This is a genomic window from Tateyamaria armeniaca, from assembly GCF_045797845.1.
In the GTDB taxonomy this organism is placed as follows: domain Bacteria; phylum Pseudomonadota; class Alphaproteobacteria; order Rhodobacterales; family Rhodobacteraceae; genus Tateyamaria; species Tateyamaria armeniaca.
On record NZ_JBHDIY010000002.1, the window covers coordinates 989126 to 1008443 of the forward strand.

The 19318-nt window shown below is 60.2% G+C and carries 17 protein-coding genes and 1 pseudogene; 8 read left to right on the forward strand and 10 right to left on the reverse strand.

Going from position 1 to position 19318, the window contains the following annotated elements; translation table 11 throughout:
* Nucleotides 1-354: a hypothetical protein gene (locus ACERZ8_RS04920; protein ID WP_407591020.1), complete on the reverse strand. Its 354-nt coding sequence runs from the start codon at nucleotides 352-354 to the stop codon at nucleotides 1-3.
* 37 nt (nucleotides 355-391) lie between these two features.
* Nucleotides 392-1090, reverse strand: a complete 699-nt coding sequence (locus tag ACERZ8_RS04925; RefSeq protein ID WP_407591021.1) for a DUF599 domain-containing protein — start codon at nucleotides 1088-1090, stop codon at nucleotides 392-394.
* An 85-nt stretch (nucleotides 1091-1175) separates the two neighbouring features.
* Between ACERZ8_RS04925 and ACERZ8_RS04930 the strand changes: the two genes are divergently transcribed.
* The 7 genes and pseudogenes from ACERZ8_RS04930 to ACERZ8_RS04960 all read left to right on the forward strand — a co-directional run bounded on the left by ACERZ8_RS04930 (nucleotide 1176) and on the right by ACERZ8_RS04960 (nucleotide 7732).
* Nucleotides 1176-2624, forward strand: a complete 1449-nt coding sequence (locus tag ACERZ8_RS04930; RefSeq protein ID WP_407591022.1) for an FAD-linked oxidase C-terminal domain-containing protein — start codon at nucleotides 1176-1178, stop codon at nucleotides 2622-2624.
* A 59-nt stretch (nucleotides 2625-2683) separates the two neighbouring features.
* A complete protein-coding gene (glcE, locus tag ACERZ8_RS04935; protein WP_407591023.1) occupies nucleotides 2684-3799 on the forward strand; it encodes a glycolate oxidase subunit GlcE in 1116 nt (371 codons plus the stop codon).
* Nucleotides 3799-4152: a hypothetical protein gene (locus ACERZ8_RS04940; protein WP_407591024.1), complete on the forward strand. Its 354-nt coding sequence runs from the start codon at nucleotides 3799-3801 to the stop codon at nucleotides 4150-4152. Before glcE ends, ACERZ8_RS04940 begins: the two co-directional genes overlap by 1 nt.
* Nucleotides 4153-5466, forward strand: coding sequence for a glycolate oxidase subunit GlcF (gene glcF, locus ACERZ8_RS04945; protein ID WP_407591025.1), 1314 nt, complete (start codon nucleotides 4153-4155; stop codon nucleotides 5464-5466).
* Between the two features lie 150 nt (nucleotides 5467-5616).
* Complete coding sequence (locus ACERZ8_RS04950; protein ID WP_407591026.1) at nucleotides 5617-6339, forward strand: trypsin-like serine peptidase; 723 nt, start codon at nucleotides 5617-5619, stop codon at nucleotides 6337-6339.
* Nucleotides 6336-7139, forward strand: a complete 804-nt coding sequence (locus ACERZ8_RS04955; protein ID WP_407591027.1) for a trypsin-like serine peptidase — start codon at nucleotides 6336-6338, stop codon at nucleotides 7137-7139. The genes ACERZ8_RS04950 and ACERZ8_RS04955 overlap by 4 nt, the downstream gene beginning before the upstream one ends.
* 129 nt (nucleotides 7140-7268) lie before the next feature.
* Nucleotides 7269-7732 (forward strand): annotated as a pseudogene (locus ACERZ8_RS04960) (Hsp20 family protein).
* A gap of 133 nt (nucleotides 7733-7865) precedes the next feature.
* Here ACERZ8_RS04960 and ACERZ8_RS04965 read toward each other — a convergent pair.
* The 5 genes from ACERZ8_RS04965 to ACERZ8_RS04985 all read right to left on the reverse strand — a co-directional run bounded on the left by ACERZ8_RS04965 (nucleotide 7866) and on the right by ACERZ8_RS04985 (nucleotide 13180).
* Complete coding sequence (locus ACERZ8_RS04965) at nucleotides 7866-9857, reverse strand: hydantoinase/oxoprolinase N-terminal domain-containing protein (RefSeq protein ID WP_407591028.1); 1992 nt, start codon at nucleotides 9855-9857, stop codon at nucleotides 7866-7868.
* A gap of 10 nt (nucleotides 9858-9867) precedes the next feature.
* Complete coding sequence (gene queG / locus ACERZ8_RS04970; RefSeq protein WP_407594165.1) at nucleotides 9868-10896, reverse strand: tRNA epoxyqueuosine(34) reductase QueG; 1029 nt, start codon at nucleotides 10894-10896, stop codon at nucleotides 9868-9870.
* 99 nt (nucleotides 10897-10995) lie between these two features.
* Entirely contained in the window at nucleotides 10996-11661 is a 666-nt protein-coding gene (gene fzlA / locus ACERZ8_RS04975) for an FtsZ-binding protein FzlA (protein ID WP_407591030.1), read from the reverse strand.
* Between the two features lie 55 nt (nucleotides 11662-11716).
* Nucleotides 11717-12385 (reverse strand): monofunctional biosynthetic peptidoglycan transglycosylase, encoded by a 669-nt coding sequence (gene mtgA / locus ACERZ8_RS04980; RefSeq protein ID WP_407591031.1) that lies wholly within the window; start codon nucleotides 12383-12385, stop codon nucleotides 11717-11719.
* Nucleotides 12386-12529: 144 nt separating this feature from the next.
* Nucleotides 12530-13180, reverse strand: a complete 651-nt coding sequence (locus ACERZ8_RS04985; protein ID WP_407591032.1) for an SGNH/GDSL hydrolase family protein — start codon at nucleotides 13178-13180, stop codon at nucleotides 12530-12532.
* A gap of 168 nt (nucleotides 13181-13348) precedes the next feature.
* On the opposite strand from ACERZ8_RS04985, the gene ACERZ8_RS04990 reads away from it, so the two are divergent.
* The gene (locus ACERZ8_RS04990; RefSeq protein WP_407591033.1) at nucleotides 13349-13585 is read left to right on the forward strand and encodes a hypothetical protein; all 237 of its coding nucleotides are present in this window, start codon (nucleotides 13349-13351) and stop codon (nucleotides 13583-13585) included.
* Here the strand turns inward: ACERZ8_RS04990 and gltB are convergent, their stop codons facing one another.
* Genes gltB through ACERZ8_RS05005 form a run of 3 tightly spaced genes read right to left on the reverse strand, consistent with a single transcriptional unit; the run spans nucleotide 13586 to nucleotide 19250 of the window.
* The gene (gltB, locus tag ACERZ8_RS04995) at nucleotides 13586-18115 is read right to left on the reverse strand and encodes a glutamate synthase large subunit (protein ID WP_407591034.1); all 4530 of its coding nucleotides are present in this window, start codon (nucleotides 18113-18115) and stop codon (nucleotides 13586-13588) included.
* Nucleotides 18112-18813, reverse strand: coding sequence for a hypothetical protein (locus ACERZ8_RS05000; protein ID WP_407591035.1), 702 nt, complete (start codon nucleotides 18811-18813; stop codon nucleotides 18112-18114). Before ACERZ8_RS05000 ends, gltB begins: the two co-directional genes overlap by 4 nt.
* On the reverse strand, nucleotides 18810-19250 hold the full coding sequence (locus ACERZ8_RS05005; RefSeq protein WP_407591036.1) for a GFA family protein: 441 nt from the start codon (nucleotides 19248-19250) through the stop codon (nucleotides 18810-18812). The genes ACERZ8_RS05000 and ACERZ8_RS05005 overlap by 4 nt, the downstream gene beginning before the upstream one ends.
* Nucleotides 19251-19318 lie beyond the last annotated feature (68 nt).

The window sequence follows — 19318 nt, forward strand, 5'->3', positions numbered from 1 at the left end:
TTACGGCAGATCGACGATCACTGTGCCTTCGTTCCAGCCTGCAGGCAGATCACGCGCCTGCACCTGAACCTGTCCCGTCCCAGCAGGGATTTTCACGCCATCAAGGCTGCGCGTGAAGGGTTGTTCATCGACATGAGGGTGAAACAGAACCCGCATGCCCAACTCATTTCCATTCATATCCAGCACACGCCAGCCATCTGCGTAGTGATCCCAACCCGTGTCAGGGTGCCGGATCGTGACAGAAAAACGGTAGGTTTCGGGTGCTGTACGAGTGACAGCCACATCTTCGATCACAGGGTCTTCGGCCAGCGCCGGGGACGCTGCGATCAGCAGGGCAAGAACAAGTTTTTTCATGGGCACAGCATAAACCCGCCACGCCTCGCTTGTCTTGTCACGTCTGTGTGCCCAGCAAAATTGTGCGGGAATTCGAGGCGAATTCACGCCGCCAGATCACTCCGATGGTAAAGAGTGTCGCGGCGATCAACGGCACAGGCCCGGCAAGCCATGCCGCGCATGTCAGCCCGAAATAGACCGACCGCAGACCGCGATTGAACGAACGTGCGGCCGCGATGTTCACCTCTGCTGCCTGCATCGCGCGCGGTTCGCACAAGGAATCCGTCGCATCGTTCGGCACGGCCGCCATAACCACTGCCGCATAGCCAAACAGGCGGTTGGCCCAGACGAATTTCAGAAATGCATTGGTCAGGAACAGGCACAGGATGACCAGCTTGACCTCCCAGACAAAGGCGGGCGCGTCCATCAGGGTGAGTTCGTTGGCGATGTCCGTCACCCGTTCGGCGTTGCCAATCACCGCCAATGTCCCGCCAATCGCAATTACCGAAGTCGAGGCAAAAAAGGCCGTTCCCTGACGCAGGCTTGCAACCACCTGCGCATCGAAAATGCGCGGTTCACGGGTGATCATCTGACGCATCCATTCGCGGCGATACCCGGCCATGATCTGCGATGTGGACGGATGGCGTGACGTCGGATGTTCGATCCGCCAGCCAATCACCAGCCACGCAACCACCAGCAGCGATAGGGCTGCGATATCCAGCGTCGAAAAGAATGCGATACGTTCAAGCCATGTCATGGCTGCGCTCTTACACCGCAACAATTCAGATTGCATCCTGCCAAAATTGGTCATATTATTTTACCAATCCTAGAGGAGACGTTCGATGGAGATGCCAGTCCCTGATCCTGCCGTGCTTGCGCGCAAGGCCCGTGTGGTCGAGTGTCTGCGTGAGGTTTTGCCGCACGACGCGGTGATCGACGATCCTGCCCAGACGCGTGCTTATGAATGCGACGCCCTGACGGCCTACCGCTGTCCACCCATGGTCGCGGTGCTGCCATCGTCCACCGCTGAAGTGTCTGAAACCCTGCGCATTTGTCACGAGATCGGCGTTCCGGTTGTGCCGCGCGGATCGGGTACGTCATTGGCCGGTGGCGCGCTGCCCACGGCCGACTGTGTGATCCTTGGCGTGGCGCGGATGAACGAGGTTCTGGAAACCGACTACGACAACCGTTTTGTCCGCGTACAGACGGGCCGCACCAACCTGAGCGTCACGGGCGCCGTCGAATCGGACGGTTTCTTCTACGCCCCCGACCCATCCAGCCAATTGGCCTGCGCCATTGCAGGCAACATCGCGATGAATTCCGGCGGCGCGCATTGCCTGAAATACGGAGTAACGACCAACAACCTGATGGGCGTCACCCTGGTGCAGATGGACGGCACAGTGGTCGAGATCGGCGGCGCACATCTCGATTCCGGTGGGCTCGACCTGCTGGGCGTCATCTGCGGGTCCGAAGGGCAGCTTGGCGTGGTGACCGAAGCCACCTTGCGCATTTTGCACAAGCCCGAAGGCGCACGCCCCGTTCTCATGGGTTTTGACAGCGCCGAGATCGCGGGCGCCTGTGTCGGAGACATCATAAAAGCAGGCGTGTTGCCCGTTGCCATCGAATTCATGGACCGCATGCTGATCGAAGTGTGCGAGGACTTTGCCAAGGCGGACTATCCGTTGTGCGAGGCCCTGCTGATCGTCGAGGTCGAGGGATCAGAGGCCGAAATCAACGACCAGCTTGCGCTGATCACCGACATTGCCAAACGCCACAATCCCGTTGCGCTGCGCGAAAGCGCCTCGCCGGAAGAGTCCGCGCGCATCTGGGCCGGGCGCAAGGCAGCATTTTCGGCCATCGGGCGGGTCAGCGACTACATGTGTCTCGATGGCACAATCCCGGTGTCGGAACTGCCGTATGTCCTGCGCCGTATCGGCGAGATGTCAAAGGAATACGGTCTGCCCGTGGGCAATGTGTTCCACGCGGGCGACGGCAACATGCACCCGCTGATCTGTTATGACGCCAACAAACCGGGTGATCTGGAAATCTGCGAAGAGTTCGGTGCCGAAGTCCTGAAACTGTGCGTAGAGGTTGGCGGATGTCTGACCGGCGAACATGGCGTGGGCATCGAAAAGCGTGACCTGATGACCCATCAATACGCGCCCAACGATCTGGAGGCGCAGATGGCCATAAAGGATGTGTTTGACGCCAAATGGTTGCTGAACCCGGCCAAGGTGTTTCCCCTGGCGGTGTCAGAAGCCCGCCGTCGCCCTGCACTGGCCGCCGAATAGGGGCCAGCCCGCTCGGCGCTGCGCGCGTCGCCCACTGAGATTTTTTGGAATCAGAGAAGATGACCACATTAAAAAGTGAAGCAGACGTGGCGGCCGCCGTGCAGGATGCGAAAGGGCCATTGGTCATTCGTGGTGGGGGCACGCGTCTGGTTGGGCGCCCGGTTGAGGGTGACACGCTGAACGTTTCCGGCCTGTCCGGTGTGACACTTTACGAACCCGGCGCGCTGACAATCGTGGCCAAATCCGGCACGCCCGTTTCGGACATCGAGGCGACATTGGCCAAAGAGAACCAGCGCCTTGCATTTGAACCTTACGACCTGACGGGCCTGTTGGGCACCACCAGCAAGTCAACCATCGGCGGAGTGATCGCCACCAATGCAAGCGGGCCGCGTCGCATTCAGGCCGGTGCTGCGCGTGACTTCGCCCTTGGGGTCCGATTTTTGGACGGTGCGGGCAACATCATCAAGAACGGTGGCCGGGTGATGAAAAATGTTACCGGCTATGATCTGGTCAAACTGATGAGCGGATCGTGGGGAACCTTGGGCGTGTTGACCGAAGTCAGCCTGAAAGTGCTGCCATCTGTCGAGTCCACGATCACCCTTGTGATTGCCGATCTTGATCCGGTGCAGGCTGTTGCCGCGATGAGCGCTGCTCTTGGCTCGCCTTACGAAGTGTCGGGGGCTGCGTGGATCGACGGCGCGGTGTGGCTGCGGGTCGAAGGGTTCGCATCATCCGTGGACTACCGCGCCAAGGCGTTGGCCGACCTGTTGGCCTCGCATGGAACCATCACCCACAATGAGGATGCCGATTGGACGCGCGTGCGCGATGCCGCACCCCTGCATGGTTGCGCAAATGTCTGGCGCATTTCGGTCAAACCAGGCGACGGCCCGGCAGTGATTGCGGCGCTGCCCGAAGGCAGTCATGCGGTGATGGACTGGGGCGGCGGGCTGGTCTGGGCCGGGCATGACACTGCCGACGCGGCGACACATGGTCATATTCAATCGACCGTCGCCACCTTGGGGGGCCACGCCACATTGATGAAGGCGCCCGAAGCGCTGCGCGCAGCCGTACCCGTGTTCCAACCGGAAGCCGCAGGCGTTGCCGCGCTCAGCACGGCGCTGCGCGCCCGCTTTGATCCGCGCGGTATTCTCAATCCCGGGCTCATGGCGGCCTGATGCTGCTTGTTCTGTTCACAATGGCCTTTGTGCTGGGCCCGGCCCTGTTTCTGGCCCTTGTGCGCTATGACATCCGGCGTTTGCCGCTGGCCCTGATCGCCTCGGTGCTGGTGATTGCCAGTTTCGTTTTGCGCAGCGAGGCCAGCCTGACACTGGGGATCGATCCGGTACCTGTTTTCCTGAGCATCCTGTCCATCTGGCTGGCGTGGATTTTGGTGCTGGTGGTGGTCACGCGTGCCGTGCGCGCCGCGTATCCCGGCGCCGCCGCCCGCCGGTGGAGCCGTTCGATCGGTGCAATGGGCACAACCGTGCCGTGGTTCGGCTTTGCCGCTGCCCAAATGATGGTGAAATGAATGCAGACGACCTTTACCCCCGAACAGCTCAAGGACCCCGCCATCGAGCGCAGCAACGAAATCCTGCGCAACTGTGTGCATTGCGGCTTCTGCACGGCAACTTGTCCGACATATCAAGTGCTTGGGGACGAATTGGATTCCCCGCGCGGGCGCATTTATCTGATCAAGGACATGCTCGAAAACGACCGCGTGCCGGACGAGAAAGTGGTCAAGCATATCGACCGCTGCCTGAGTTGCCTTGCATGTATGACCACCTGCCCGAGCGGAGTACACTACATGCATCTGGTGGATCACGCCCGCGAGTATATCGAGGACAATTACAAACGTCCCCTGACGGACCGCGTGCTGCGTTGGGTGTTGGCACAGATTCTGCCCTATCCGATGCGCTTTCGCGTGGCGCTGCTGGGGGCCAAGATCGGGCGGCCATTTGCGTGGCTGATGCCCGATGCGCGGCTGCGGGCGATGCTGGAGATGGCTCCGAAACACATCCCCGCAGTCAGCCGCAATGATGATCCGCAAAGCTTTGCGCCCAAGACCGCCAAGAAGATGCGTGTCGCGCTGATGACCGGCTGTGCACAAAAAGCGCTGAACACCGACATCAACGATGCCACCATTCGCCTGCTGACGCGGCTGGGCTGCGAGGTGGTGGTGGCCGAAGGGGCCGGATGTTGCGGCGCGCTGACCCATCACATGGGCAAAACGGCGGAAAGTCACGGTACCGCGGCCAAAAACATCACCGCCTGGGCGCGTGAAATGGACGGCAATGGGCTGGACGCTATCGTGATCAACACGTCGGGCTGCGGCACCACCGTCAAGGATTACGGCCACATGTTCCGCAACGAAGCGCTGGCCGAGGACGCAGCGCGTGTGTCAGCCATCGCAATGGATGTCAGCGAAGTGTTGATGAAATTGGACCTGCCCGCAGGCGCGCCGCAGGACATGACAATCGCCTATCACGCCGCCTGTTCGCTGCAACATGGCCAGCAGATCAAGACCTATCCAAAGGATCTGCTGAAAAAGGCGGGTTACACCGTGGTCGAACCCGCCGACAGTCACCTGTGTTGCGGATCGGCAGGCACCTACAACCTGATGCAACCCGAGATTTCCGGGCAGCTCAAGACGCGAAAAGTGCGCACATTGATGGCAAAAAATCCTGACATTATCGCCGCCGGAAACATCGGCTGCATGATGCAGATCGGCTCTGCTGCCGGGGTGCCCGTGGTGCACACCGTTGAACTGCTGGATTGGGCCAGCGGAGGGCCACGACCGCCCGCCTTGGATCGCACGTTTTCGGACGTCCCAATTTTGCGCTAATTTGTGTCACTTGCCCTAATTCTGCCCCGTTTCCCACCTACACACGGACCTCACTAAGGTACGAAGTTAGGTAGTATATGCGTCGTTGGATGGCCCTTTCGATCATGACGCTTGTTGTGACGACCACTGCGTTTGCGCAGGATCTCGCAATTGCGCAGACTGACCACAGGCGATGACGCCAAAGCATGGGAAGCTGTCGGGCGACTGAATATCGGCGGCACCGGCTTTTGCACGGGTGCCCTGATTGCCCCCAATATGGTTCTGACGGCTGCGCACTGCCTGTTCGACAAGGACACCGGTCTGCGCATCAACCATACGCAGGTGGAATTCCTGGCCGGCTGGCGCAATGGGCGCGCGTCGGCCTATCGCTCGGTCAAAGAGGCGGTGGTTCATCCCGACTATCAATACATCCGACACGTCAACACCGAAGGTGTCGGCAATGATCTGGCGCTGCTCCAGCTTGATCACCCGATCCGCAACGGAAAAATCCAACCTTTTTTGACCGAGGCCAAACCGGAACGCGGCGCAAAAGTGGCCGTGGTCAGCTATGGGACAGGCCGGTCCGATGCACCGTCCCTGCAAGAGTTGTGCAGCGTGCTTGCCTTGCAACAAGGGATGCTGGTGACATCGTGCAGCGTTGATTCAGGCAGTTCAGGTGCGCCGATCTTCATGGTGCAGGACGGCGAAGTTCAGATCGTTTCCATCGTGTCTGCCAAGGCCGAAGTAGAGGGACAGGCCGTGTCACTTGGCACATCCCTCGGCGCGCCACTGGCACAGTTGCGGGCCGAAATGGTGGCACAGCAGGCCGTTCGCAACGGCCGCATCCGCCCGGGCATGCGCAATGACACCGGCGCAAAGTTTTTGAAACCATGAGGTGGCTTGCGATCATTCTGTGCCTCATGACAGGCGGCGTTGCCAGCGCGCAGACGACATCGTTGCGCACGCTTGATACCGACTATTCAGCGGCCAGCTGGAAGGCCGTCGGGCGTATTGATTTTGGGCGCGGGGCATTTTGTTCGGGCACGCTGATCGCACCGGACCTCGTATTGACGGCGGCACATTGCCTCTATCAGCCCGGATCGAACCGGTTGTGGCCCACGGACGCAATCCGTTTTCGCGCAGGCCTGCGCGATGGCGAGGCCGTAGCAACACGCAGCGCCAAGGGGGCGGCTGCCCATGCCAAGTTCGACCCAATTGGCCCGCTCAGCGTTTACAACGTGGCGCATGACGTCGCGCTTATTCAACTCAGTGAACCGATCTCGACATTCGACGTTCCGCCTTTCTACATCCACAATGATCGGATTGCGCCCGGGCCTGTCAGCGTCGTCTCTTACGGGCGCGACCGTGCCAATGCCCAAACCCGCCAAAAGCAGTGTCAGATGCTTGCGCAACTGGGCGATGCGATGGTCTTTGACTGCGATGTGACCTTTGGATCGTCCGGATCGCCGGTCTTTTCGCACCTCAACGGGCGCGGGCGGATTATGGCGGTGATTTCCGGCATGATGGATGTCGAAGGGCAAAAACGTTCTGTTGGCATGGCACTGCCGGACCGTGTGACCGAAGTGAAACGGCAGTTGCGTCTGCAAGTTGCACCCCTGACCGCCAAGGTCCGTCGCATCACGGTGGGCAATGGCCAGCGCAACAATACGGGCGCAAAATTTGTTCGCCCCTAGGGGTCTTGAACACGCAAAAATTCTCACCACATGTGTGCTATCGGATGCCCGCACGGGGTCCGACCATAGCAACCCGCGGGTCTGTCCATGAGGGAAGGCCCGCCTGTCATCGCTCAAGTGAGGATAACAATGCGTACATATGATTTTGCACCGCTTTACCGCGCAACCGTTGGTTTTGACCAGATTGCCGACCTGATGGACCGGGTCACGGCAAAGGACACAAACGCCAATACCTACCCCCCTACAACATCGAAAAGACAGATGACGATTCCTATCGCATCTCTGTGGCTGTGGCCGGGTTTTCCGACGCGGATCTCAGTGTCGAAGTGCGGGAAGGCAGCCTGATCGTATCGGCCAAGAAAGCCGAAGAAGAGGACAAGACCTACCTGCACCGCGGCATCGCAACCCGCGCGTTCGAGCGCCGGTTCCACCTTGCGGACCACGTCATCGTGACGGGTGCGTCGCATGTGGACGGTATGCTGCACATCGATCTGGTCAAGGAAGTGCCCGAAGCACTGAAACCTCGCCAGATCGAGATTGTGGGCCAAAAGGCGATTGAGACTGACGTGGTGGACGCAAAAGCCGTCAACTGATCCAGTCTAGCCAAACGAAGGCCCGGCGCACTCGCGTCGGGCCTTTTCTTTTTGGGGCCGTGTCGGATTGCTTATGGACCTCTACCAATCAAATCGTCCATGAATTTAGAAAACCGCGTTCGGCACAACTGAACTAGCCCACGGCAACCCTTGGGCGTCCCGCGGCCTCGACTGTGAGGGTTGCCTCGACGAACACTTCGCGCGCTTCGGCCTGCGCTGTGCGGATATCGCGACTGATCCGCACGTCGATCTCTTCGGCGCCTGCCGCAACCGCCGCCGCCATAGCCTGATCCCTCAGCACGGCCTCAAGCCGGGCCAGCGCCGGATCGGCACTGGCGAAATCCTCTGGCCCACTGTCCAGATGCACCCGAAACCGCCCCTCGCTGGGCGAGGTCACTGTCCCGCTGTGCCGCATCGTGACGCGACCAACAACTGCACCGATGGCATTGGCTACGCTTGCGTCTTCGGGCAGGATCATTTCCGTTCCCAGAAGCGTTCCGACCGCCGGATAATACGTCGCCGCGGACGCCCCAAGGCCCACAACAGGCACCGCGAGCCCAGTATCCAGACGCAGTGCACCTGTATGCCCACCCAGACCTTTCTGGACCAGCACATGCGTGGCCAACCCCTCGTCCAAGCCGTCCTCGGCCAATGCAGCCTGCAACAGGGCCAGTCCGGTCTGATGGGTCAACTGATCCACGATCATCTGCGCCATATCCGATGGATCAGCGGCCAGCTGGTCGCCTGCCCCCGTGCGGCGACGTCCGAACAGCTCGCACGCGATGCGGGCAGCGTTCGCATCCCACGCATCAAGCCGCCCAAGGACGTGACACGCATCTGACGGGGTCAGCGCAGACACCTGCACCAAGCCACGCGCCACCAGACGCTTGAGCGCACCCTGTTCCATCCGCGTACGCAGAACGGCACCCAAGGGGTGAACACCATCTCCGATCCGCGCCAGCAGATCACCCTCACGCGCGCCCAGCCCGCCTGCGTGTACTCCCTGCACAGCACGCACGAACCGCCCGTCATGATCACCCGGCGCAGTGGCGCGCAACTGTGCCTCAAGCGCGGGCAAGACCACGCCCGGAAACTCAGCAGCCAGCAGAGAGACCGGAACAACCCGGCGTGGCCCCAGCGTCACACCGCCGCGCAGACCAGAACCGACGAAATGCACTTCGCTGTCGCCGCCTAGCCCGGTTGTGCGCATGGCGACCGCCTCGACCATGGTGCGATGCGGGCCGACCCGCGCGCCGTTCGGGTCGATGACGGGCCGCCCGTCAGTCAGCATCGCCACGTCTGTGGTTGTCCCGCCAATATCACTGACCAACGCAGTGTCCGCCCCCGTCAACCAGCGTGCGCCCACAATCGACGCGGCAGGCCCGCTCAGGATGGTCTCGATTGGCCGCTGTCGCGCCTGGACTGCAGACATCAGCGCGCCATCACCGCGCACCACCATCATGGGCGCATCAATCCCGATGGCGCGCAATTCATCCTCTGCCCGACCAATCAATGCGTCGATCATCCCGATCAGACGGGCGTTCAGCACAGCCGTCAGCGCCCGCTTGGGACCACCCAGCTTGGCCGACAACTGATGGCTCGCCGATACGGGCGCACCCGTTACTTCGCGCACCAAGGTCGCCACGCGCAGCTCATGCGCGGGATTGCGGGTCGCGAACTGTGCAGCCACGGCAAATCCGCTGACATCGGCCTTATGTGTCTCCAGAAAGGCCAAAAGAGTGGGTTCATCCAGCGCTGCCGCCTCTGATCCGTCGTGATGATGACCGCCGGTCAGCACGCATACGGGATCACCGGCGAGGGTCTCGGCCAGCCCTTGCGTTTCCAAATCCTTCTCGCGAAATCCGACATAGATCAGGGCAACACGGCCCCCGTGTCCCTCGACCAGCGCGTTTGTGGCGAGGGTTGTCGATAGCGACGCCATGCCAACGTCGCGCGCATCTATTCCCGATGCGGCCAGAACTGCGCGCACAGCCTCGCCCACGCCAACGGCCAGATCGTGCCGCGTCGTCAACGCCTTGGCGCGCGCAAGCACAACTTCTTCGTCGCGCAGCAAAACCGCGTCCGTATAGGTGCCGCCCGTATCGACGCCCAACAAAATCGCCATGACCGATCCTCTATGCTTTGCCGCGCAGTCGGGCCACGGCCCAGATTGCGGCGTCTGCAACGGTGTCATCAACATCACCGCACAAGGATTGCGCAACCGAAATCAGACCCGGATCGCCGGAATTTCCGATTGCATAGAGAACATTGCGGACAAACCGATCCCGTCCAATCCGCTTTATGGGGGAGCCTGAAAACCGTGTGCGAAACGTGGCATCGTCCAAGGTCGCCAATTCGGCCAGCGGCGGCGCACCGACCACGCCTAGATACCGCATGTCGCTGGCGGCCACCGCAAATTTGTTCCACGGGCAAACCGCCAGACAGTCGTCACAGCCGTAGATGCGGTTGCCGAGGGCCGGGCGCAGTGCGAGGTCTACCGGCCCCTTATGCTCAATGGTCAGATACGAAATGCACCTGCGCGCATCGAGTTGGTAGGGCGATGGGAACGCATCCGTCGGGCACACATCCAGACAGGCCCGGCACGACCCACAGTGATCTGTCTCAGGCGCGTCCGGTTCCAGCTCCAGCGTGGTGAAAACAGACCCTAAAAAGGCCCAGTTGCCCCAGTCGCGGCTGACCAGATTGGTGTGCTTGCCCTGCCAGCCAAGGCCCGCAGCCTGCCCCAACGCCTTTTCCGGCACGGGGGCGGTGTCGACAAACACCTTCACCTCTCCGGCCGCAGTCTCGATCAGCCAGCGCGCCAGACGTTTGAGACGCTTTTTGACGATGTCATGGTAATCGCGTCCCTGCGCATAGACGGACACCGCGCCCAGATCAGGACGTTCCAGCACGGCCAGCGGATCATGTTCAGGCGCGTAGCTTTCGGCCAGCATGATCACTGTGCGCGCCTCGGGCCAAAGTGCGGCGGGATCGCCACGCCAATGCATCCGTTCGGCCATCCACCCCATCTGCCCGTGATGGCCAGCATCGACAAAGGCCGCCAGACGATCTGCCACTTCGGGGACTGCATCGGGGCGGCAGAACCGGGCCATCACAAACCCCTCTTCGAGGGCGCGCGTGGCAATGCGTTCTTTCAAGTCCATCTCTTGTTCTGACTGGAAACGCCGCGGGGGGTCACCCATGGAGCGCTACCGACCCGAGCGACGATGGCGACGGGCCAACCACCGATCCGACAGCGAAAATCAGAAATCCAGATCATTGTAGTGTTTGGGGGGCGGAAAGCCCGGCACCTGATCGGCCAGTATAGACCGAAACGCAGGGCGTGACTTGATCTTGGCATACCAGTCCTTGACCACCTCACTGCGGTTCCAATCCACGTCCGAGATGTAATCAAGTGCTGACAGATGTGCGGCCGCCGCAAAATCAGCGAGAGTCATAACATCCCCGGCAAGCCATCGGCGATGATCCAGCAGCCATGTCATGTAGTCGAGGTGATACTTGATCGCCTTGGCACCATCCTTGACGTTACGGCTGTCGGGAAATCCCTGCCCCATGACTTTCTTGTTGACCCGCTCATAGAGCAGCTTCGAAGTCACCTCGTTGTGGAATTTGTCGTCAAACCAGCCCACGAGACGACGGACCTCAAGGCGTTGTTCCGCACCTTTCGGCATCAGGGACGGATCAGGGCGGGTTTCCTCGATATATTCGCAGATGGCGGCACTTTCGCTCATCATGATGCCATCAAGGCGCAGCACGGGCACTTTGGCCGCCGGGTTGCGACGCAGGAAATCGGGATCAGCCTCCCAATACCGCTCTTCGACCAGTTCCACCTCGATCTTCTTTTCCGCCAGCGACAGGCGCACCTTGCGGCAGAAGGGGGAAAGAGGGACGTGAAACAGTCGGGCCATGATCAATCCGGGGCAAGTAGTGGTCTGGCATGCATGCACTTACGGCACGGCATTTTCAACTCTGGAAACACCGCGCGCGCCCATCCGCGCGGATCGTGGCCGCCCCATCAAGGATCTGGCTGGCCCGTTTGCGCACGTAATTTGAGGGCTGACGGGCCGAGCGGCCCTTGGGATCCGGCAGGATCGCCGCCAGTCGCGCCGCCTGCACATTCGACAATGATGCGGCGTCCACACCGAAATAGTGCTGCGCGGCGGCCTCAACCCCAAACACGCCTTCGTCAAATTCGGCCACGTTCAGATAGACCTCTAGGATGCGCTGCTTGGACCACAGCGCCTCGACCAGCGGGGTCATGCCCGCCTCCATCACTTTGCGCAGCCACGACCGCCCGTGCCACAGGTACACGTTCTTGACGACCTGCTGGCTGATCGTTGAGGCACCCCGTGCACTGCCTTCGTCGATGGCCTTGCGAATGGCCGTAACGTCCAGACCCCAATGCAGGCAGAAATTCGCATCTTCAGCAGCGACGGCGGCGCGGGGCATGATAGAAGCCATTTGTTCAATATCGACCCACGTGCGGTCCACCCCACCCAGTCGACGGGATTCCTGCAACATGTAAAAGGTCGTGGGCGGGTTCAGCAGCGACCACAACAGCGTCGCGACGACGGCCACAAGAAAGACGACAGACACCAGCCGCAGCGTCCAGCGCAACAGCCAGCGTTTCAATCCGAACGACCGCTTCTTTGAAGCCCTTTTTTTGAGGCACTGCTCTTTTTTGCCATAACGCAGCTATAGCCCCAAGGATGCGGGGTCGCCAAGACATGTTGGACCATGTCAGGTCCATTCCCCCGCAGCACGTGCAAACGGGCACTACTGTGTCAGGGATTGCGCCAGATAGGCCCCGATGCGCTGCGCACCTTTGGGCGATGGGTGAATGCCGTCAAAGGCAAACAGGCTGCGATCGTCCCGGTCAACCGCTGCTTCGCTGTCGATAAAGGTCAGACCGGGCGTCTGATCGGCGAGACGGGCCAGACGTGCATCGTATTCCACCAGATAAGGGCGGCACCCGGTGAATTGCCCGGACCGCGCACTGGCATAATAGCCCATCCAGACAACCTCGACCCCGCTGGTCAGAACCTCGGCAATCATGGTTGCCACTTCACCGGTCAGATCGGCGGCGATCAACCCGTCAAGCACGGTGTCACACGCATTGCAGCCGCAATCAGCGAGAAAATCGTTCGCCCCGCCATTCATCAGCACGATATCCCACGGACCCCGCCGAAACTGCGCGCGCACGTCAAACCCGGCGGCGCGACCAAGCGTTGATGCGTTGGAAAAGCGGGCCCCTGCCACAGCGTCATTTTGCACCTCGGCGCCCAGTATGCTGCCCATTTCAGAGGGAATGTCGCGACCGGTCCACTTGTGCCACGCCAGTATGCTGTCGCCGATGGCCAGTATCCGCAAGGGTTCCGCCACCGCCGGTGTGGACAGGCAAATCAGCAGTGCAATGATGTATCTCATGCCCGTTAGATATGACACAGGCCTGCACTTGCCAGACGTCAACGAATAATTCACCGTAATCTCGAAAAACTCTATTCAATTACAAAGTGTTAATTGCTCACGACTCAAATCTGCTTCTGCTATCGTCGTTATGTCCCGAATGATGTCACCCTATCTCGGAGATTGGAGATGATAGAGCCCACAACACCCCAAATCCCCGGCACCGTGCCGCAGCAGTTTCGCGTTCTGAACGCGGCAGACGCAGCACTGGTCTGGGTCCTCAAATGGTCAGGCGACGCGGACCACGTGATCGCGCACAAGCTTGGCACCATGCCCAGCCGTGTGACCGACGTGTTGTCCGAAAACACACATGTCGGAAGCCGCGATCAGGCGACCAAGATGGTCGCCAAATCGGACGAGCACTGATCACTCTGCCGGAATAGCCCCTTTGTCGAGGCTGAGCGGGGCGGGCAGATGCACCAGCATCTCCTTCGGACAGACCTGAAGGAAATGATGCTGTTCGCTGTCCCAATGCTGCAGGATGTTGGCCGCCTTGGCACTGCCCGTTTCGCGCAGGTGACGTTCCAGCAACTCTTCGAGCTGGGTCATCCAGTGCAGGACGGTCACCGGGCAGGCGACAAGCGTTTCCATGTTCATCAGATCCATGGCGACGCCTTCGGGATCGTACAGATACGCCATCCCCCCTGTCATCCCCGCGCCAAAGTTGGCCCCGATTTCACCCAGGATCACAGCGACGCCACCGGTCATATATTCGCACCCGTTGCTGCCGCAGCCTTCGATAACGACCTTGGCCCCCGAATTGCGCACGGCAAATCGTTCGCCTGCACGGCCTGCAGCAAACAGATACCCATCCGTCGCCCCATAAAGGACAGTGTTTCCGATGATCGTGTTATCCGCCGCCACGATGGGCGATGACATGGGCGGGCGCACGACGATGGTGGCCCCGGACAGACCCTTGCCCACATAGTCGTTGGCATCCCCGGACACTTCCAGCTTCAGCCCCGGCGCGCCGAATGCGCCCAGCGACTGCCCGGCCGATCCGGTCAGCTTGACCGTCAAATGATCGGGTTGCAGCGTGTTGCGCATACCGAATTTGCGCACGATATGGCTTGATGTGCGCGTTCCGACGGTGCGGTGCGTGTTCTGCACCGCATAGGACAACTGCATCTTTTCCCCGTCTTCAAGGAAACGCGCCGCGTCGCGCACGATCTGCGCATCCAGCGTGTCAGGCACGGCATTGCGGTCCTTGTCGCGGTTGTAGACGATGTCCGCCGCGCCATCGACGGTGATCAAAAGCGGGTTCAGGTCCAGATCATCCAGATGAGCAGAGCCACGCGACACCTGTGTCAGCAGGTCCGCACGCCCGATCACGTCATCCATGCTGCGGGCGCCGATTTCGGCCAGCAGCTCGCGCACTTCCTGCGCGTAGAAGGTGATCAGGTTGACGACCTTGTCTGCATTGCCGGTGAACTTGTCGCGCAACGCCTCGTCCTGTGTGCACACGCCCACGGGGCAGGTGTTGGACTGGCACTGGCGCACCATGATGCAGCCCATGGCGATCAGGGCGGCGGTGCCGATGCCGTACTCCTCAGCCCCGAGCATCGCCGCCATGACGATGTCGCGGCCTGTGCGCAAACCTCCATCGGTGCGTAGGGTTACGCGTTCGCGCAGGTTGTTCATGCTGAGCACCTGATGCGCTTCGGTCAGCCCCATTTCCCAGGGCAAGCCCGCATATTTGATCGACGTCGCAGGCGACGCGCCCGTGCCACCGTTGTGCCCTGAAATCAGGATCACGTCAGCTTTGGCCTTGGCCACACCGGCAGCGATGGTGCCAACGCCGCTGGAGGCCACAAGTTTCACCGTCACCTTGCAGCGCGGGTTGATCTGCTTGAGGTCATAGATCAGCTGCGCCAGATCCTCGATCGAATAAATGTCATGGTGCGGCGGGGGCGAGATCAACGTCACGCCCTTGGTCGAATGGCGCAGACGGGCAATCAGGTCAGTGACCTTCATCCCTGGCAACTGGCCTCCTTCACCGGGCTTGGCGCCTTGGGCGACCTTGATCTCCAGCTCTTCGCATTGGTTCAGGTACTCAGCCGTCACGCCAAAACGGCCAGAGGCAACCTGCTTGATCTTGGCCGACGGGTTGTCGCCATTGGGTTCGGGGTGGAAATGCGCGGGGTCTTCGCCGCCCTCGCCACTGTCTGACTTGGCCCCGATCCGGTTCATTGCAACGTTCAGCGTCTTGTGCGCCTCAGGCGACAACGCGCCCAGCGACATGCCCGGCGTCACGAACCGTTTGCGGATCGAGGTGATGCTTTCGACCTCTTCCAGCGGAATGGGCGCGCCCAGCGGTTTGATGTCGAGCAGATCGCGCAAATGGATCGGCGGCGCCGAGCGCATCTTGGCCGAATACTGCTTCCACATCGCAAAGGACGCCTTGTTACAGGCCGTTTGCAGCATGTGCATGCTGGTCGCTTCCCATGCGTGGGTCTCGCCCGAATTGCGCGCTTTATAAAAGCCGCCGATGGGCAGCACGTTGGTGCCGGCCCAACCGAGCCTGTGAATGTCTTCGGCCTTGGATTGGATGCCTTTAACGCCGATCCCACTGATGCGGCTGGTCATGCCGGGGAAGAATTCCGCACACATCGCACGGGACAGGCCGACAGCCTCAAAATTCAGACCACCGCGATAGGAGGACACAACCGAAATCCCCATCTTGGCCATGATCTTGAGAAGACCCTGATCAATGGCGTTGCGATAGCGCGCAACCGCCTCGGTCAGGGTGCCGTCCAGCAAGCCCCGGTCAATGCGATCCGCCAGCGAATCCTCGGCGAGGTAGGCGTTGACCACTGTGGCGCCGCAGCCAATCAGCACGGCAAAATAGTGCGGGTCGATACATTCGGCCGACCGTACATTCAGCGAGCAGAAAGTGCGCAGACCCTTACGGATCAGGTGGCTGTGCACGGCAGATGTCGCAAGGATCATCGGCATTGCCACCCTGTCGGCGTTTGAGTGCTGATCGGTCAGCACGATGTGGCCGGCACCAGAGCGCACGGCGTCTTCGGCTTCGTCCCGGATGCGGGCAAGGCCCATGTTCAGCGCGAAATCGCCAGGTTCAAAGGTACAATCGATCTCGACAAGTTCCGCATTCAAATGGCCGGTGATCTCATCCCATTGGGCATTGCCCACAAAGGGACTGTCGAGCGTAATGATCTCGGTTTGCGCGCTGCTTTCGTCCAGCACGTTCTTGAGGTTTCCAAACCGTGTCTTGAGGCTCATCACCCGGAATTCACGCAAGGAGTCGATGGGCGGATTGGTGACCTGGCTAAAGTTCTGCCGGAAGAAATGGCTGAGCGGGCGATACTTTTTGGACAATACCGCACTGGGCGTATCATCGCCCATAGACGCGAGCGCTTCCTTGGCGTCCTCGGCCATGGGGGCGAGGATCTGTTCCAGTTCCTCTATGCTGTAGCCGGCGGCAATCTGACGGCGGCGCAATTCATCGCCTGAAAACAACGCTTTTTCCATCACGCCCGTGATGTCGGTTTCCAATTCCTTGATCTTGCCGACCCAATCGCCAAAAGGCTGGCTGGCGGCCAGACGATCCTTGATTTCAGTGTCGTGATACAGCTTGCCCTCCGCCATATCGACAGCCAGCAACTGACCCGGGCCCAGCGCACCTTTTTCGATCACGTTCGCCTCGTCCAGCGGCACCATCCCGGTTTCGGAGCCCGCAATGACCATCCCGTCGCGCGTCACGACATAGCGCATCGGGCGCAGTCCATTCCGGTCAAGCCCTGCGCAGACCCAGCGCCCGTCGGTCATCGCGAGGGCGGCGGGGCCATCCCAAGGTTCCATCACCGAGTTGCAATAGGAATACATATCACGCCACGCTGCGGGCAGTTCGACCGCCTGTTTGGACCACGATTCAGGCACCAGCATCGTTTTGGCCATCGGCGCATTGCGCCCCGCGCGCACCAGCACTTCGAATACGGCATCAAGTGCTGCACTGTCGGACGATCCGCTGGCCACAATCGGTTTGATGTCTTCGGCCATGTCGCCAAACGCACCGCTTGCCATCCGGATTTCATGGCTTTTCATCCAGTTGAGGTTGCCTTTCAGCGTGTTGATCTCGCCGTTGTGGGCGAGCATGCGGAACGGTTGTGCCAGCCACCACTGCGGAAAGGTGTTGGTGGAATAGCGCTGATGATAAATGGCAAACGCGCTTTCAAAGCGCTCGTCCATCAGGTCGGGGTAAAACTCCGCCACCTGTTCGGCCAGCATCATACCCTTGTAGATGATGGACCGGCACGACATCGACGCAATATAGAGGGTCGGTACCTGCGCGGCCTGTGCCGCCTTTTCGATGCGGCGACGGATGACATACAGCTCGCGCTCGAACGTCTCTTCATCCACACCTTTTGAGTTGGATATCAAGATTTGTTCGATCTCGGGGCGGGTCGCATTCGCCTTTTCCCCGAGACAGGCGATGTTCACCGGCACATGGCGCCATCCGTAGATGTAATAGCCCATCCGCAGCACTTCGGTTTCGACAATCGTGCGGCAGGTTTCCTGCGCGCCAAAGTCAGTACGTGGCAAAAACACCTGCCCGACAGCCATAAGCGTGCCGCGGTCAGGTTTGTGGCCGGTCCGCTCGATCTGATCATAGAAAAACGGTACGGGAATTTGCACATGGATACCGGCCCCATCACCCGTTTTGCCATCGGCATCGACAGCACCGCGGTGCCAGATCGCCTTCAGCGCCTTGATGCCGTTTTCCACTACTGCGCGACTTTTTGAGCCATCGACAGATACGACGAGGCCAACCCCACAGGAGCTGTGCTCTTCACCTTCGGAATACAGACCCTTTTCGGCCATATAAGCGCGTTTGGCTTCCTCGCGGGCGACCCATTCGGCATCATATTTGGTCATTGGTCATATCCTTTCACGGTCGGGACATAGCGGGCCAAAGAGGACTCGCAGTCATAGAGCGGTGTCTTGGTGAAAAACCCGGGTTCGCCGGGATAGATGAAATCGACAGGAGAGCCGTCACTCTCGAACGCTCCGTTCGCGCCGGTGCCGGAATAGGTACCTGCGATGAAACGGCGGTGACGGACCGACACATATTCATTGCCGGACACTTCCAGAATGGTGCCGCTGGTTGTTTCATGGCGCGCTTCGAACTCAGTGACGAGCAGCGGTTCGCCGTCGATTACGACTTCATCCCCGGTCAGTCGGTCATAGCCCACAACCCGGATCGGTCCGGTCTCGCTGCGCTGTACAAAATCGTAGCTGTCCGTGCCGGTTTCCAGCAATTCCGTCAGGCTGGCCGGGTCAGGTGCAGGCTGCACTAATGTTTCGCGGCGCATGGGGAACATGTCATAGCTTTCCAGCCACTGGGTTTCGCTGTCGATCTTGGACAGGAAGATGGGGCCATCAACATCAAACTCGATGCGCCAGTTTTCACCCGGTTGATCCGCCGCACAGGTGTAGATGTTCGAAACAGAACAGCCGCGCGACTGCACGGTCAGTTGCGGCGTGCACCCCTCGGGCGGATAGAACCGATCAGAGTCTTGCGCATAGGCTGGAACCGCCAAAAGAGCGGTGCAAAAGATCATCGTTGCTTTCACTTTGTCCCCTCCAGATCAGGGTTGAGCGCAAGCACGTCGGCGCGTGTCAGACGTTTGTGATCGTCACCGGCATAGGCAAAGCTGTCCGGTTTTTGATCGACGAAAATCTCGTGTGTCAGGGTAAAGCCGTCAGGGTCATCAAACACACCAAGCGGCACTTCGGTGCTGCCGAACCATTTGTCGCGTTTGGTATGGCGAAAATACATGTTGGTGCCGCAAGTCTTGCACCACGCCCGCTCAGCCCAACCGCTGCTGGTGTGTACGGCAATATTGTCTGCGCCATGCCAGGTCAGGTCTTCGGTCTTGATACTGACCTCAAGCAGGGCAGATCCGGTCCAGCGGCGGCACAATTCACAATGACAGATGCCGTACGTGTCGGGCACATTTGCGGCGTCAAAGCGCACAGCTCCGCACAGACATCCTCCCGACTTGTTCATCTCGTTTCTCCACTTCAGTCAGCCGCGCTGACCTATCACTCTGCCTTGCCTGATGGTCGCTGCATGTT